The organism is Archangium minus, assembly GCF_044360475.1.
GTDB classification, from domain to species: domain Bacteria; phylum Myxococcota; class Myxococcia; order Myxococcales; family Myxococcaceae; genus Archangium; species Archangium minus.
Window position 1 is genome coordinate 13,113,148 of the sequence record NZ_CP043494.1, and the last position, 15,351, is coordinate 13,128,498.

Annotated in this window: 19 protein-coding genes; 6 read left to right on the top strand and 13 right to left on the bottom strand. The window is 67.9% G+C overall.

Annotated features, from left to right (window positions below; all coding sequences use genetic code 11):
- Positions 1-186: 186 nt before the first annotated feature.
- The 3 genes from F0U60_RS54235 to F0U60_RS54245 form a co-directional block, all read right to left on the bottom strand.
- Positions 187-747: a sugar O-acetyltransferase gene (locus F0U60_RS54235; RefSeq protein WP_395825889.1), complete on the bottom strand. Its 561-nt coding sequence runs from the start codon at positions 745-747 to the stop codon at positions 187-189.
- A gap of 93 nt (positions 748-840) precedes the next feature.
- A complete protein-coding gene (locus F0U60_RS54240; protein ID WP_395812415.1) occupies positions 841-1,725 on the bottom strand; it encodes a GyrI-like domain-containing protein in 885 nt (294 codons plus the stop codon).
- 140 nt (positions 1,726-1,865) lie between these two features.
- The gene (locus tag F0U60_RS54245) at positions 1,866-2,777 is read right to left on the bottom strand and encodes an MBL fold metallo-hydrolase (protein ID WP_395812417.1); all 912 of its coding nucleotides are present in this window, start codon (positions 2,775-2,777) and stop codon (positions 1,866-1,868) included.
- A 90-nt stretch (positions 2,778-2,867) separates the two neighbouring features.
- On the opposite strand from F0U60_RS54245, the gene F0U60_RS54250 reads away from it, so the two are divergent.
- From F0U60_RS54250 to F0U60_RS54260, 3 genes are all read left to right on the top strand, one after another.
- Positions 2,868-3,278 (top strand): hypothetical protein, encoded by a 411-nt coding sequence (locus F0U60_RS54250; protein WP_395812419.1) that lies wholly within the window; start codon positions 2,868-2,870, stop codon positions 3,276-3,278.
- A gap of 202 nt (positions 3,279-3,480) precedes the next feature.
- A complete protein-coding gene (locus tag F0U60_RS54255) occupies positions 3,481-3,915 on the top strand; it encodes a CBS domain-containing protein (protein ID WP_395812421.1) in 435 nt (144 codons plus the stop codon).
- 230 nt (positions 3,916-4,145) lie between these two features.
- Positions 4,146-5,297: a site-2 protease family protein gene (locus F0U60_RS54260; protein WP_395812423.1), complete on the top strand. Its 1,152-nt coding sequence runs from the start codon at positions 4,146-4,148 to the stop codon at positions 5,295-5,297.
- Positions 5,298-5,312: 15 nt separating this feature from the next.
- On the opposite strand, the gene F0U60_RS54265 is transcribed toward F0U60_RS54260, so the two are convergent.
- Positions 5,313-5,861 (bottom strand): hypothetical protein, encoded by a 549-nt coding sequence (locus F0U60_RS54265; RefSeq protein ID WP_395812425.1) that lies wholly within the window; start codon positions 5,859-5,861, stop codon positions 5,313-5,315.
- Positions 5,862-6,067: 206 nt separating this feature from the next.
- Here F0U60_RS54265 and F0U60_RS54270 point away from each other — a divergent pair, with 206 nt between their 5' ends.
- Complete coding sequence (locus F0U60_RS54270) at positions 6,068-6,361, top strand: hypothetical protein (protein ID WP_395812427.1); 294 nt, start codon at positions 6,068-6,070, stop codon at positions 6,359-6,361.
- A gap of 18 nt (positions 6,362-6,379) precedes the next feature.
- Here the strand turns inward: F0U60_RS54270 and F0U60_RS54275 are convergent, their stop codons facing one another.
- The 5 genes from F0U60_RS54275 to F0U60_RS54295 form a co-directional block, all read right to left on the bottom strand.
- Entirely contained in the window at positions 6,380-7,231 is an 852-nt protein-coding gene (locus tag F0U60_RS54275; protein WP_395812429.1) for a hypothetical protein, read from the bottom strand.
- 3 nt (positions 7,232-7,234) lie between these two features.
- Positions 7,235-7,597: a hypothetical protein gene (locus F0U60_RS54280; RefSeq protein ID WP_395812431.1), complete on the bottom strand. Its 363-nt coding sequence runs from the start codon at positions 7,595-7,597 to the stop codon at positions 7,235-7,237.
- Between the two features lie 464 nt (positions 7,598-8,061).
- Positions 8,062-8,919 (bottom strand): hypothetical protein, encoded by an 858-nt coding sequence (locus tag F0U60_RS54285; protein WP_395812433.1) that lies wholly within the window; start codon positions 8,917-8,919, stop codon positions 8,062-8,064.
- Between the two features lie 2 nt (positions 8,920-8,921).
- On the bottom strand, positions 8,922-9,200 hold the full coding sequence (locus tag F0U60_RS54290; RefSeq protein ID WP_395812435.1) for a hypothetical protein: 279 nt from the start codon (positions 9,198-9,200) through the stop codon (positions 8,922-8,924).
- Positions 9,197-9,322: a hypothetical protein gene (locus F0U60_RS54295; protein ID WP_395812437.1), complete on the bottom strand. Its 126-nt coding sequence runs from the start codon at positions 9,320-9,322 to the stop codon at positions 9,197-9,199. The genes F0U60_RS54290 and F0U60_RS54295 overlap by 4 nt, the downstream gene beginning before the upstream one ends.
- Between F0U60_RS54295 and egtB the strand changes: the two genes are divergently transcribed.
- On the top strand, positions 9,321-10,655 hold the full coding sequence (egtB, locus tag F0U60_RS54300; RefSeq protein ID WP_395812439.1) for an ergothioneine biosynthesis protein EgtB: 1,335 nt from the start codon (positions 9,321-9,323) through the stop codon (positions 10,653-10,655). The two genes, F0U60_RS54295 and egtB, sit on opposite strands and share 2 nt — an antisense overlap.
- 23 nt (positions 10,656-10,678) lie before the next feature.
- On the top strand, positions 10,679-11,686 hold the full coding sequence (gene egtD, locus F0U60_RS54305; RefSeq protein WP_395825892.1) for an L-histidine N(alpha)-methyltransferase: 1,008 nt from the start codon (positions 10,679-10,681) through the stop codon (positions 11,684-11,686).
- A 530-nt stretch (positions 11,687-12,216) separates the two neighbouring features.
- Here egtD and F0U60_RS54310 read toward each other — a convergent pair.
- The 4 genes from F0U60_RS54310 to F0U60_RS54325 all read right to left on the bottom strand — a co-directional run bounded on the left by F0U60_RS54310 (position 12,217) and on the right by F0U60_RS54325 (position 15,101).
- Complete coding sequence (locus tag F0U60_RS54310; protein WP_395812441.1) at positions 12,217-12,765, bottom strand: hypothetical protein; 549 nt, start codon at positions 12,763-12,765, stop codon at positions 12,217-12,219.
- 11 nt (positions 12,766-12,776) lie between these two features.
- On the bottom strand, positions 12,777-13,232 hold the full coding sequence (gene bacM, locus F0U60_RS54315; RefSeq protein WP_395812443.1) for a bactofilin BacM: 456 nt from the start codon (positions 13,230-13,232) through the stop codon (positions 12,777-12,779).
- Between the two features lie 3 nt (positions 13,233-13,235).
- Complete coding sequence (locus F0U60_RS54320) at positions 13,236-14,156, bottom strand: ParB/RepB/Spo0J family partition protein (protein ID WP_395825894.1); 921 nt, start codon at positions 14,154-14,156, stop codon at positions 13,236-13,238.
- A gap of 153 nt (positions 14,157-14,309) precedes the next feature.
- Positions 14,310-15,101 (bottom strand): ParA family protein, encoded by a 792-nt coding sequence (locus F0U60_RS54325; RefSeq protein ID WP_395812445.1) that lies wholly within the window; start codon positions 15,099-15,101, stop codon positions 14,310-14,312.
- Positions 15,102-15,351: the final 250 nt, after the last annotated feature.

Genomic DNA, 15,351 nt, shown 5'->3' on the forward strand with positions numbered 1-15,351 from the left:
GGAGGGGTATACCCTCACCCCCCGCCCTCTCCCGGAGGGAGAGGGGGCCGTAACCCCTCGGATATCAGTAGCTCGTCCAGTCCATCCAACAGCTCGTGGAGGGTGGGCAATAGCTCCTGCTCCGGCTGACCCACCGCTCGGATGACGCGGAGGAACATCCGAATTTGGGTCAGTCATACGCGGCGCTCAACGCAGGGAGCGAATGACGCGGCAGGGGTTCCCCGCAGCGAAGACGTAGGGAGGAATGTCCTTCACCACCACGCTGCCCGCACCAATCGTGGAGCCCTCTCCGATGGTCACCCCCGGGCAGATGATGGACCCGCCGCCAATCCACACCTTGGAGCCAATGGTGACAGGGCGTCCCAGCTCCGGCCCCTTGATTCGCTCGTCCGCGTCCAGGGGGTGCGTGGCCGCGTAGATGTGCACGCCAGGGCCTAGGAACACGTCATCTCCCAACGTCACCTTGTTGCAGTCGAGGATGACGCACTGGAAGTTCATGTACACGCGCGCCCCCAGCCGGATGTGCTCGCCGTAGTCACAGAAGAACGGCGGCTCAATCCACGTCCCCGCCCCCACCTCCCCCAGGAGCTGCGAGAGCAGGCGCTCGCGCTGCTGCAACTCGTCCTCCGTCGACTGGTTATAGGCGCGCAGCAGCTTGCGCGCTCGGGCTCGCTCCGCCACCAGCTCCGGGTCCGCCGCGACGTACAGCTCGCCCGCCAGCATCTTCTCCTTCTCCGTCCGTGCCATGCCCGGCAAGGTGGCACGGCTCCGCAACGCGCCCCACCGCGGTTTCGGGCGAGTACCCACTGGCGAACAGCGTCTCGCGCTCCCGTCGCGCCGTCACTTCAGCGGCAGGAACACGTCCGTGAGCGCTTCGTGCTCCGGCACGTCCGGGAAGAAGCGGACGCGCTGAACGAACAGCGGAAAGTCTCGCAGCTCCTCGCCACTCGCCGGCAGCCACTCCGCGTACAGGTACCGGATGCTCGCCCCAAGCGTATCGTCCGAGCCCACGTGCCTCAGCACCGCACACCGTCCTCCGGGAATGCTCTTTCCCACCACCCCGAACGGGTTCTCCTTCACCTCGCGCTCCGTGGCCGCGCAGATGTCGAAGCGGTAGTCCTCCGGTGCCACCTCCTCGGGGTTGTCGTGGAGGATGTTGAACGTCGCGCTGAGCCTCGGCGCCAGCCCGTTCTGCTTGCGCCAGGCAATGAACGTCCGCACCGAGTCGCCCACGCGCCGGGGATCTCCCCGATGCTCGAGCGCCGCCACCTTCGTGTCTGGAAAGACGACAACCTTCACCTGCTCTGCCTGATGCGTGGGTTTCATGTGGTGGTTCCTCAGCTCACTCAACCGTTGGTACGTCGTGCGCCAAGGCTCCCACCGCGGCTGCTTCCTGAACCCCGAAGGCGTCTGCCCTACCCGCCTCTTGAAGGCCCGTGCGAACGCCTCCGGGCCTTCGTACCCGCTCGCCAGTGCCACCTCGATGATGGAGTGCTGCTCTCGAAAGGCGAGCTGGTACGAGGCTCTCTTCAGGCGCTGCAGTTGGACGTACTCGTATACGCCCACCCCAAAGAGCTCGGAGAACTGCCGGTGGAAGTGGAACTTCGAGAAGGCAGCCACGCGGCTCAGTCGCTCCACGCTCAGCTCCTCTTCCAGGTGCGCGTCGATGAACTCGAGCACCCTTCTGAACCTGGCGAGGTAGTCGTCCGCGTCCGCTGCACTCAACGAAGTGTCCTCCTTGGACGGTTCACAAGGTACGGGCCCGGCTGACCGCTGACCTGACCGATCTTGCGAGGGTTGAACTCCAGGTGGGAAATACCCTCACCCTCGCCCTCTCCCAGAGGGAGAGGGGACTTCCACGGAACCTAAGGGGTGGAACCCGAGTCCTGCCTCGCCCACTCCGCGCTCAGCAGCATCGGCAGGAACACCGGATAGCGGTGCTCCGGGTAGCTCCCCCTCACCTTGTCCGTCACCCGCGCGAGCGCCTCTCGCTCCGGCAGCCCACTGTCTCGCTCCGCCTTCACCGCTTCACGCACCGTCCGGAGGTATTGCGTCTGCTCCTCCAACAACTCCGGCCCTCCGGTGCGTCCTCGCCCCGGGTGGATCCACCTCGGCTTCAACGCGCGCAGCTCCTCCAACCGGTGGAGCCACTCGTCCACATGGCCATTCTCGAACCAGCTGTGTGTGCCATTCGCAACCAGGTCTCCCACGAACAGGTGTCCCTCCCACTCGATGACCACATGCGCCGGGCTGCACCCGCTGCCGAGCACGTGCGCCTTCACCGTCAGGCCCCCCGCGCTCAGCTCCGTCGTGCTGCTTCCAAAGCTCTCGGGCAACGCGAGCGTCCGCGGGTACCCCCCGTTCGAATACTTGTCAAAGAAGACCGGAGACCACTTGTAGTGAACATCGGGGATGCGCTCTCGGACCTGCTCCGAGGTGACCACTCGCACCCCTCGCTGCTCGAGCCAGCCCGTCCCGTTGAAGCGGTCGGGATTCGGGTGCAGGACAATGGCCAGCTTGACCTCCTTGCCCGTCACCCGCTCCGCGTACGCCACCTCTTTTCTCAACGCCGACGGAAGGAATTGTGTGTCGATGAGAATGAGCCCCTCGGGCCCCTCGAGCCAGAACGAGGACGTCTCGAACGACCAGTCGGACGAGATGCACTGGCCTACCCGCGCGTCTCCCTGCTCCTGTGCGGAGTTCGAGTACAGCGTCGGCTGGTGGAGGCGGGTACAGCCGAGCAACACAACAAGCGGCGCCACGAGCAGGAGTCTCATGGACCTCGACTGTACTCCGTCCTCGGCCCCCCAATGTCAGACACCCCGCGTAGGGTGTCTTTCAGAAGCTGCTGGAGCACGAGGTGTCGCATGAGCTGGATCATCTATTTGATGGGCGCCGCGGGTTTTGACTCGGTGAGGGACTTCCCCGAGGGTTGGTCTCCTCCGCCGCTCGGTCCGCGCGAGGTCGTCATCCGCAAGCTGCGCGAGGCCCTCCCCACCATCGTCTTCCCAACACCCGCCGAGGGGTTCTTCCACGGTGACGGCTTCTCCATCACCTTCGAGCTCGGCCCCTGGGAGCCAACGCCCCGGGTGAAGCTCTTCGTGCACGGTGAGGGAGAGGAAGTGCTCGCCCTCATCGGCCAGGTGGCCGAGGTGCTCGACGCGCGCGCGCTCGACACCGGGCTGGGAGACTTCATGCGCTTCCACAAGGACCCCGACACCGGCCGCCACGTCTGGCGCGACGCACCCAAGCCGGGGCAGTGGATGGCTCCCGCCTGAGCCCTGAAGCGCTCGAGCCTCCGGGCAGGCGCGGAGCGCGCTCCTGTTCACTCTGGCCGTCCTGGTGCCGGACGAATCCCCCGGCCGCTCGGATGCTCTCCGGGAGGACGGCCCCCGCCCGCGTTGCCCCCCGCCGGGATGCTCCCCACGGTTTGACGGAGAGGGAGCCCGGCACCCCGCGGCCCCCCACCAAGGAGCGGCCATGGCCAAGATGATTCGTGAAGTGATGACGCGCGACGTGGAGGTCATCAACCCCAGCGACACCCTCCGCGACGCAGCCGAGAAGATGCGCAGCCTCAACGTGGGTCCTCTCCCCGTCTGCGACGGCCAGCGCGTGCTGGGCATGATTACCGACCGCGACATCGTCGTGCGGGGAATCGCCCTGGGGAAGGACCCCAACAGCACCCAGGTGTCCGACGTGATGAGCTCCGGCATCGAGTACTGCTTCGACGACGATAACGCCGACGACATCCTCAACCGGATGAAGGAGAAGCAGATCCGCCGCTTCATCGTGGTGGACCGCAACAAGAAGCTGGTGGGCATTGTCGCGCTGGGAGACCTGTCCGGCGAGGTGAGCGAGCAGAAGGTGGGCGAGGCCCTCGAGGGCATCTCCGAGCCCTCTGGCCCTGTCATCTGACAGCGCACACAGAAGTGACCTGGGGAGCCGGTGCTCGCGCGGGGCACCTGGGCTCCCGGCCACCGCACCCTGCCCCTCTGGTGGGAAGCGCCCTCTGGGTGCCTGCTCGCCGAGGGGCTTCGTCCGTTTCCCAGCGCCTGCCCGCCCTCCAGTCAGGGGCCCTCCCAGCGTCCTCCCGCTGGATGGTTCTGTTCGCCACGAACACCACCTTTCCCACAGCGAGGTGTCACGTGCGCGGAGCCTTCAGAATCGCCACCCTGCGGGGCATTCCCATCCGGGTGCACTACTCCTTCCTGCTGGTGCTGCCCTTCCTGGCCTGGCTCTTCGGACAGGCCTTCCGCAGCGCGGCCCAGGCAGCCGAGGTGCCTCCCGAGCGGCTCATGGGCAGCCCCCTGGCCTGGGGCCTGGGGCTCGCCGTGGCGCTCTTCCTCGCCGTGCTCGTGCATGAGCTGGCCCACTCCCTCTATGCCCTGCGCAAGGGCGGCGAGGTCTCCGACATCACCCTGTTGATGATTGGAGGCGTGTCGCGCATCACCCGGATGCCCCAGGGCTCGCGGCACGAGGCCCTCATGGCGCTGGCGGGCCCCGTCACCAGCCTGGTGCTGGGGGGCCTCTTCCTGGGCAGCTATGTGCTGCTGGAGGGCGCGCGCTCCTTCAACCTGCGCTTCGCTGTCTTCTACCTGGGCTACCTCAACATCTTCCTCGGCGTCTTCAACCTGCTGCCCGCCTTTCCCATGGACGGAGGCCGCATCCTGCGCGCGCTGCTCACGGGTCGGCTCGGCCGCGTGCGCGCCACGCGCGTGGCGGGGGCGGTGGGCAAGGGCTTCGCCGTGCTCTTCGGCCTGGTGGGCCTGCTCGGCGGCAACTTCATCCTCATCATCATCGCCTTCTTTGTCTTCATGGGCGCGGAGGGCGAGTCGCGCGAGGTGCTCATGCAATCCCTGCTCAACCGGGTACACGTGCGCGAGCTGATGGTGGCGCGCACGGCGGCGGTGGAGGCGGGGGCGTCGCTGGAGGAGGTGGCCGAGCGCATGCGGGCGGAGCGGCGGCGTGCCCTGCCCGTGGTGGAGGAGGGGCGCGTGGTGGGGCTGGTCATGCTGGCGAACGTGCGTCAGGTGCCCGCGTCGCAGCGCGCCCTGGTGCGCGTGCGCGAGCTGGCCGTGCCCGTGCCTGAGCTCACTCCCGAGGCCACCGCCTGGGAGGCATTGAAGGAGATGGGCCAGCGTCGGCTGCCGCAGTTGCCCGTGGTGCGCGACGGCGTGCTGGTGGGCACCGTCACCCAGGAAGACGTCATGCGGGGCCTGGAGCTGCGCGAGCTGGAGGACAGCAACACCCACGGCCCGTGGGGGCTCGGCCCACGCGAGCGCGAGTCGCCCACCTGAGCGCGGCGCCCGCCCTCAGCCGCCCCCGTCCTGCGGCCCCAGCGCCTCCTCCAGCGAGAGGAGTGCCTGGCGCTCCTCCCGGCGCACGCACCCCACGAGGCCGAGCAATCCGTTGGAGGCCCGCGCCACGCGCCAGCCCACGTCCAGGAGGAAGTGCTGGAGACGCGCGGCCTCGCCGAGCCCCAGCCGATCCGCCACGCGCAGGCACAGGGGGCGCAGGGGCTCCAAGTCCGGCGCCTCGCCCAGACGCTCGGGCCCGAGCATGTCGAGCTGGCGCAGGGCCTCACTGGAGATGCGGCCCACCAGCGGGCTGAGGGAGAAGCGCCCTGCCCCGAGCACCCGCCGGCAAGCCTCGCGCTCACGCGGGCGCACCGAGCCATCCGCGGTGGCCACCCAGAGGAAGGCCCGCAGGGGCGCATCGTGGAGCGTCCGCCACTCCTCCGCGGAGAAGCCGCACCGGGAGAAGGCGCGCGCCACCGCTCGGGACGTCTCGCGCTCCTCGTCCAGGACAAGCGGCGCCAGGTCTTGAAGTCTGTCGCGGACAGTCCAGAGCGAAGGGTTCATGCATCCTCCCGGCGTGTCTGGGTTACCCCCAGGCGCCCCGGTTCTCGGCGACCTTCCCGCCAATGCCTACATGGCCCTGCATGGTAGGAAGCCACCTCCCTCCGAGGCATCCGCCCCCCCAGGCGTCCCGCCCAAAATCCAACACTCGGGAGGGGCACGTGTGCGGCGGTGTGCATCCTCCTCAGACACCACTAGCCTTCGCCCCCATGCGAAGGCTCTTCTTCTCCGTCAGTGCATCGCTGTGTCTGGGACTGGGCACCGGCTGCGCCACCGCTCCGGCGCCTGTATCCGACGCTCGGCCGCTCGTCTCTCCTCCCCACAGCAGTGTCATGAGCATCGACATGACGCGGCTGTCGCAGGAGCTCGCGGACAATTGCCGGGAGGGGAGGCCCTTCTTCGCGGAGCCGGGGCTCATCATCCTCGAAGAGGTGACACGGTCGCGCATGGAAGCCGCGGTCCGGACGCTCGCGGCCGAGGGCTTCTTCGACGCACCGGGCTGACCGGCTCACGAGCGGGGCTCAGACGAGGTGGGCCACCTCGAGCTCGAAGCCCTTGCTCTTCAATTCGCCGAGCAGCCGGCGCAGCTTCTGGGAGATGAGCAGCAGGGGATAGGGGCGGAACGCGCCTCCGTTGCGGCTGCGGTATCCAATCCACTGTGCCGCCACGCACAGGTCCGAGCCATCCCAATCCTCTCGCCGCACGGAGAGCTCCGAGAGAGGGCGGAGGCCCGCCACGTGGCCCAGCGGGCAGCGGTACTCGCCTCGCGAGTCCGGGTCGAACGGGCTCACCCCGAAACGCGTCACCGGAGCCACACCTAAGGGGCGGGACGTCACCTCGAGTTGGTACCAGGAATCGATAGTTCCCCGCCCGTCCTTGCGCAGCACCGGGAGGAAGCGCGCGCCTGAAATACCGTGCGCACGCAGGGCCTCGACGAGCCGGGACGAGACGATGAGCTCGCTGTACGCGATGCTCCTCGTGATGTCCTTGCCGCGGGGAAGGGAGTCCGGTTCGAGCCGCAGCTCATTGAGCTGACGTGCCCCCATGCCACAGTGAGGACAGGCCACCGATTCATCGTATTTCGTGCCGCACTGCTCGCCTTCCGGCTCGAACGCGGAACACAGCCGCAGGTAGAACAGCTCCGCCGCCTCCAACTCCTTCTTCGTATAGGTGCGCCGGATGTCCCAGTAGGTGAAGAAACACGAGCCTTGTTTCAGGAACTCATGCTCGAGCCTTCCTATCAGCGCATAGCGGATGTCGTTCGTGCCCAGCAACAGTTTGCGCGTGCTACGCCCCAACAGCTTCCCGTCCTCAGGCTTCAGGAAGCGCCGCGCCTTCTGCTCCGAAATTCTGAATTCGACGATCTCTCTCATGGCTCACGGGTCCGGGATACCGATCAACTGGGGAATCGGGAACTCGGAATAGACCTCCATCATGATTTCCTTCACCCGAGCCTCGTTGGGAGACTCTCGACCGTAGGGGTGCTTCTCCCGAAATGCATTGGTAATGAGCTGGTGGTAGGGCGCCGGTAGCTTGTACGTCGGCCCATTCTTGCGTCCCCCCAGATACCTGGGCCAGAAGTGGTGCTCCTCGTACCGTCCCACTTTGTCCGGGTACAGCCGCTCGGCCTCCGCCTTCAGCCGCCAGTATTGCGCCCGCAGCGTCTGCTCGAGGGCCGCGTTCTCGGTCCTCCGTCGCGCCGCTTCCCGCTGTTCCGGCGTTGGCTCCGTGTTGAACACGCGCTCCCGCGGTTCGAACGGGTTGCGGTTGCGATTACGCCCTCCTCGCCCCGGACGCGGTGGAGGTGTTCGCAGAGGGGGTCCTCTCGGCGCGCCCGGAGGTCTCATCTCCAGAGCGTCCGCCCCATCGCACGAGACATCCGTCCCGAGCGACCCTTCGGGAGAGAGTGCTCCCGGCGCGGCACACGAGAGCGTCAGGAGCCAGACGGCCAGACAGCGCAGCCACGTGCGTAAGGGCCTCATGCCGGGCCTCCGAAGCGGGCCGCCCCCCACCAGCGCGGCGCTCTTCTCAGTGTCGCCCGTTCGTCCGCTCGATTCGCGCCCCCCTGGCCTGGACGTCACGCGCCAAACACCACCTCCACCGCCCGGTCAGCTCGCCCGGCCCTCGGTGGGCGTGCCACGCCGCCACACAGACCGGAGCTCACGGCCCAAGAAAGCAACGAGCACCGGCTCACGAGCGGGGCTCAGACGAGGTGGGCCACCTCGAGCTCGAAGCCCTTGCTCTTCAATTCGCCGAGCAGCCGGCGCAGCTTCTGGGAGATGAGCAGCAGGGGATAGGGGCGGAACGCGCCTCCGTTGCGGCTGCGGTATCCAATCCACTGCGCCGCCACGCACAGGTCCGAGCCATCCCAATCCTCTCGCCGCACGGAGAGCTCCGAGAGCGGGCAGAGGCCCGCCACGTGGCCCAGCGGGCAGCGGTATTCGCCTCGCGAGTCCGGGTCGAACGGGCTCACCCCGAAACGCGTCACCGGAGCCACCCCCAGGGGGCGGGACGTCACCTCGAGTTGGTACCAGGAATCAATGGTTCCCCGCCCGTCCTTGCGCAGCACCGGGAGGAAGCGCGCGCCTGAAATACCGTGCGCACGCAGGGCCTCGACGAGCCGGGACGAGACGATGATTTCGCTGTACGCGATGCTCCTCGTGATGTCCTTGCCTCGGGGAAGGGAGCCCGGTTCGAGCCGCAGCTCGTTGAGCTGACGTGCCCCCCTGCCACAGTGAGGACAGGCCACCGATTCATCGTATTTCGTGCCGCACTGCTCGCCTTCCGGCTCGAACGCGGAACGCAACCGCAGGTGGAACAGCTCCGCCGCCTCCAACTCCTTCTTCGTATAGGTGCGCCGGATATCCCAGTAGGTGAAGAAGCTCGAACCTTGCTTCAAAAACTCGAGATGCAACTGGCGAATCATCCCCACTCGAATGTCATGGGTCTCCAGGAGGACCTTGCGCACACTGCCCAGCTGCCCGATGACCTTGCCATCCTCGGGCTGCAGGAACCGCTGGGCGTCCTTTTCCTCGATCCTGAATTCGACAGTCTCGCGCATGGTTACGGATCCGGAATGCCTATCAACTGAGGAATGGGGAGCTCAGCGTAGACCTTCATCATGATCTGCCTTGCCTCCTCGGGAGTAGGCGTATGCCGACCGTACGCCCACCTCGCCCTGAAGGCATTGGTGAGGAGCTGATGATAGGGCGCTGGCAGCCTGTACGTCGGCCCATCCGCGCCTCCCCCCAGATACCGAGGCCAGAAGTGATGCTCCTCGTACCGTCCCGCCAGTCGCCCATTCTTCCGCTCGATTCGCACCACCACCCGGCCTGACGTCACGCGCCCGACAGCGCCTCCGCGTCCAACACCCCAGCCGGCGTACGGTGGAGCACGGACGACTCGCGCGCCGGGACGAGGCACTCCCCCGTGCGCTGGCCGCTTCCTAGCTTGGTGGGCACCATGCGCAGCCCCCTCGAGGCCCGCCGGGACGCGGGTCAGCAGGAGACTCGTCCCTGGAAGGTTCACGCCGTCACGGAGCTGTCCGCCGCGCGCTCGCGCATGCTGCGGATGCTGGAGGGCCTCCCCGAGGACGCGCTCACCCGCCAGCACTCGCCCCTCATGTCCCCCATCGTCTGGGACGTGGCCCACGTGGCCAACTACGAGGAGCAGTGGCTGCTGCGCGCGCTCGGCGCCCCGGCCTTCACCGACGCGGCCTTCGACGCCGTCTACGACGCCTTCCGCCACCCGCGTGCCACGCGCTCGCACCTGCCGCTGCTCTCCCCCGAGCAGGCCCTGGCCTACGCCGCCCGCGTGCGTGAGGCCTCGCTCGACTGGTTGAGCCGCCTCCCCGAGGACTCGGACGCACCGCTGCTGCGCGGCGGCTTCGTCTTCGGCATGGTGGCCCAGCACGAGCAGCAGCACCTGGAGACGCTCGCCGCCACGCTGCAGCTCATGACGAGCCACGTGTACCGGCCCGCGGCGAGCCCCCGCCCTCGCCCCGCGCGCACCGCCCAACACGAGCTCTTCATCCCCAGTGGCCCCGTGCGCCTGGGCAGCGACGCCGCCTGGGCCTACGACAACGAGCGCCCCGCGCACACCGTGGACGTGCCGCCCTTCCTCCTCGACGCGCACCCCGTCACCAACGGGGACTTCGTCGTCTTCGTCGAGTCCGGGGGCTACGAGGATCCGCGCTGGTGGGACCCCCAGGGCTTCGCGTGGATTCAGTCGCAGGGGATTCGCCACCCGCTCTTCTGGGAGCCCCAGGAGAATGGCACCTGGCTGCGGCGGCGCTTCGGGTGGTGGGAGCCCATCGCCCGCGACGAGCCCGTGCAGCACGTGTGCTGGTACGAGGCGGATGCCTATGCGCGCTGGGCCGGCAAGCGCCTACCCACGGAGGCCGAGTGGGAGAAGGCCGCAGCGGGCTCGGACATACGGCCCCGCACCTTTCCCTGGGGCCACACACCCCCCACCGCGAGCCACGCCAACCTCAGCGGTGACACCTGGGGCCCCTCGCCCATTGGTAGCTACCCGACGGGACAAAGCGCTGACGGTGTTTGGGGACTGCTCGGGGATGTCTGGGAATGGACCTCTAGCACTTTCAATGGCTACCCGGGGTTCAAACCCTACCCCTACCGTGAATATTCGGAGGTGTTCTTTGGGACGGAATACCGCGTCCTGAGGGGCGGAGCCTGGGCGAGTGCCCCCGTGGCAGTGCGCAACAGCTTCCGCAATTGGGACTACCCCATCCGCCGGCACATTTTCGCCGGCTTCAGATGCGCGCGCGACGCGAGGTGACCATGGGACGAACTGCGGGGTGGATGGGGAGCGTGGGGCTGGGGCGGCGCGACGGGTCCTCGGTGACAATGGAGGTGCACGTGCGGCCGGGGGATGCGCAGCGGACACTGCGCGCGGAGGTGCTGGCCGGACTGTGCGGCGAGCGCAAACCCCGGGAGCTGTCGCCCAGGTGGCTGTATGACGAGCGCGGCAGCCAGCTCTTCGAGGAAATCACGCGGCTGCCGGAGTACTACCCCACGCGCTGTGAGCGGGAGATTCTGCTGGCGCACGCAGGAGACATGGCGCGAGCGAGCGGGGCGGACACGCTGATTGAGCTAGGCAGTGGGAGCAGCGAGAAGACGCGGCTGCTGCTGGACGCGCTCCGGGAAACGGGGCGGCTCATGCGCTTCGTGCCCTTCGACGTGAGCGAGGCCTTCCTGCGCCAGTCCGCGGAGGCCGTGGCGAGCGAGTACCCGGAGCTGCACGTGCACGCCGTCGTTGGGGACTTCGGGCGGCACCTGGGGCGGCTGCCCCGGGGAGGCCGAAGGCTGGTGGCCTTCCTGGGGGGCACCATCGGCAACCTGAAGCCACCCGAGCGCGCACGCTTCTACGCGGAGCTGGCTGCGGGGCTGTCCCCGGGCGATGGGCTGCTGTTGGGAACGGACCTGCTCAAGTGTCGGAAGCGGCTCTTCGCGGCGTACAACGACAGGGCCGGGGTGACGGCGCTCTTCAACCGCAACGTGCTGAACGTGCTCAACCGCGAGCTGGGTGCGGACTTCAACCCTGAGGCTTTCGAGCACCTGGCGCCCTTCGACGAGGAGAACGAGTGGGTGGAGATGCAGCTCATCTCCACGAGGCCGCAGACGGTGCTGCTGCGCGCGCTGGAGCGCTACGTGAACTTCGCGGAGGGCGAGGTGTTGCGCACGGAGGTGAGCTGCAAGTTCCGCGTGGAGCAGGTGGAGGCGGAGCTGGCGGCGGCGGGGCTGCACCTGGTGGAGCGCTGGACGGACGCTGCCGGTGACTTCGCGCTCTCGCTGGCTCGCAAGCGCTGACGCCCCAACAACTCCCGAACCGGCACACCGGTGACAGCTCGAGGCCTGCTCAACGCCCATGCGGTCCATCACGGGTCGGAGCGGACACGGGGTTGGCTGTTCGACGGGGACGTGGAGGCATTGAGGCGGGAGCTGCCCCCGCTGCTCCGCGCGTGCGATGAGCACATCCCCAGGAGCCTCGGGCCCGTCTCCCAGAAGACAGACAGCGCCGACTCTTCTCTCCGGGTGAGAGCCGTGACACCGCGGGCCTGAGCCCGTCACGGCGCTCCGCACGGAAATACGCTCGCTCGTCTGGCGTTGCGCAACTCAGGGAACGAAGAGATTCTGCGCGAAAAACCCGCGCATCGCTCCGGACGTTCACGCCTCTGTGAGGGAGCGGGGCAGTAAAGACTTTCACATATCCACCAGAGCGCCGGCCGTCCGGGGGGAAGGGCCGACTCCCTGGTGTGCAGGGGGGATTCATCGGGCGCGCGACCGGAGGGCATGGGGCTCTTGGTCGCAGCGCCCGATGTCTTTGGGACGTGCCCTGCTCAGCGAGGCTGCTGGAACTCGATGCCGCGGCAGGCCTCGGCGGCCAGTTGCACCTCGTCCGCGGTGACGCCGGGGAAGGTGGCACACAAGAAGAGGTCATCTTCCACGCGCCGAGCACCGAAGAGCGCCGGGTACTGCGTGCCCATGCCCCCGTCCGAGAGCTTCGACGAGAGCGACACCCGGACGAGCGAGAAGTCCGAGCCGCCCTCCTGCTGCTCCACTGCGCGCTCGAAGCCCTGGAAGGACTTGCCCATCAGCTCGACGAGCGCCTCGGGAGAGGGCAGTGCCTCCCCCTGGCCGGTACGCACGTCCACTCGCAGCACGGGGTGGCCCGAAGGACCGAATTGGAAGCTGCCATCCTGCGCCACCTGGGCGGTCCACCCGGTGGGCATGGGGACCTTCACCCCCACGCGGCGAGGCGTCGCGGGCCGAGCCTCGGGAGCCTCGGCTTCAACGGGCGGCGCCTCCTGCTGCGGCTCCTTGCACCCACCACAGCCGGTCGCCAGCACGGCGAGCGCCACCAGGGCGGCGCGGACATGCTGGCGCACGGCGGGGCGCATTACTTCTTGCCCTCACCACCCGGAGGCGGCGGGGTGCTGCCACCCTTGCCGAGGTTCTCCATCTTGCTGGTGCCCTCGAAGATGACGCCGCGGTCCATGGTGAGCGCGGGCGACTCGAGGTTGCCCTTCACGCGCGCGGGGGCGTGCAGCTCGATGAGCTGAGACGCGCGCACGTTGCCCTCCACGGTGCCGTTGATGATGACGGTGCCGGCGTTGATCTCCGCCTGGACGCGAGCGCCATCACCGATGACGAGCACGTCCTTGGTGACGATCTGCCCGTTGAACTTGCCGTCGATGCGAACCTGCCCCTCGAAGGTGAGCTTCCCCTCGAACTCACTGCCCTTACCGAGCAGCGTGTGAACCTCACCCGGACGCGTTGCCACGGATTCATCCTCCCGTCTGCCACCTAGAAGCGGTACGTTGGTTTTCTCTTCTTTTTTGCCGAGGAGCGCCACGCGCTACTCCTTCCTGAGTACCTTCAGGATGCGGTCAAGGTCATCGTACGAGAAGTAATCGACCTCGATGGTGCCTTTTCCGCTGCCCTTCTCCACCAACCGCACTTTTGTGCCAAGTAGCCGCTGAAGCTCCTCCACCAGGGACTTCACCTGGGGGCTCGGCTTCTTCGAGGCGGCGGACTCCTTGCTCGACTTGGCGCTGCCCTTGGCCTGCTGAACGAGCTTCTCGGTGTCACGCACGCTGAGCTTGCGAGCGGCGACCTGGGCGGCCAGCTCCGTCATCTCCGGGATGCGGGGCACACCGAGCAGCGCGCGCGCATGGCCCGCGCTGAGGTTGCCCTCGGCCACCATGCGCTTCACCTCGTCCGGCAGGCCGAGCAGCCGCAGGGCGTTGGCCACCGTGGAGCGCTCCTTGCCCACGCGCTGGGCCACCTGGTCCTGCGTGAGGCCGAACTCCTCGACGAGCCGGTGGTAGCCCTCGGCCTCTTCCATGGGGTTGAGGTCCGCGCGCTGGAGGTTCTCCACCAGGGCGAGCTCAAAGGCCTCGACCTCGGTCACCTCGCGGACGATGGCGGGAATCTCATGCAGGCCCGCGAGCTGCGAGGCGCGCCACCGCCGCTCACCGGCGATGAGCTTGTAGCCCTCGGCGTCCTTGCGCACGAGCACCGGCTGCAGGACGCCCTGCGCCTTGATGGACTCGGTGAGCTCGCGCAGCTTCTCCTCATCGAAGTGGCGGCGCGGCTGGAGCGTGTCGCGCTTGATGGCCTCGATGGGAAGCTTGAGCACACTGCCCTTGGGAGGAGCAGCGGGCTCGGCCGGGAGCACCACGGCCGCGGCGGCCGCGGCGGCGGGGGGAGCTGCCTGAGGGATGAGGGCGGAGAGGCCACGGCCCAACGCCCGCTTCTGCTTGTCACCGTTCAGCACTGCGTCGTCTCCGCCGGGCGAGCCCGGCACCACCAGCTCGGGGAGCACCCGAGCGGCCAGGTCCTTCACGACAACCGCGGGTGGACCTGGGGAACCCGCGGGCCCGGCCGGCCCGCGCCTATATAAGGATGCGGGCTGCGGCCGGGCCGAGGGCTACGCCACCTTGCGAGCAGGGGGCGGGTTGGGCTCGCGCTGCATGATTTCGCGGCCGAGCGCCAGGTAGCTCTCACAACCCTTGGACTTGATGTCGTAGAGCAGGATGGGCTTGCCGAAGGACGGGCACTCGGACAGGCGCACGTTGCGCGGGACGACGGACGTGAAGACCTGCTCCTTGAAGAACTCGCGCACGTCCGCGACGACCTGGTTGGCGATGTTGGCGCGCGAATCGAACATGGTGAGGAGGATGCCCTCCATCTTCAGGCCGGGATTGAAGGCCTGCTTCACCAGGTCGATGGTGTGGTTGAGCTGCGAGAGACCCTCGAGCGCGTAGTACTCGCACTGCAGCGGGATGAGGACGGAGTCCGCGGCGATGAGCGAGTTGAGCGTGAGCAGGCCGAGCGACGGCGGGCAGTCGATGAGGATGTAGTCGTACTGCTCGGCGAGCGGACGGAGCGCGTCGCGAAGGCGGTACTCGCGCCGCTCCTGGTTGACGAGCTCGACCTCAGCGCCCGTGAGGTCCGGGGTGGCGGGGACCACCTGGAGGAAGCGCAGCTCGGTGGGGTGGAGCAGCTCGCTCATGGGGCGCCCTCCGAGGAGGGCGTCATAAACGGTGCCCTGGAGCTGGTCGCGCTTGAGCCCGAGCCCACTGCCGGCATTGCCCTGAGGGTCCATGTCGACGAGGAGCACCTTGCGCTCGGCGGCGGCGAGGCTCGCGGCGAGGTTGATGGCGGTGGTCGTCTTGCCGACGCCGCCCTTCTGGTTGGAGATACAGATGATTCGACCCACGTGGCCCATCCTTGCGACGCCCCGGGAAGTACCCGGGGGCTCTGCGGGGGAGGCATGTACCGGACCCGCATTGATCCACCAAATCGTCGGCTGATCCAGTCCGCGACCGGATCAGCTTTCTAGCCTGCCTGCCTGACATCCCCGCGGGGCCCCGGGGAGCTCGAGGTCCCCGCGAAAAACTCCCTCTCCCCCTGGGAGAGGGTCGGGGTGAGGGTATCGAGGACCCCAACCTGAACCCCCTGGAGCGACC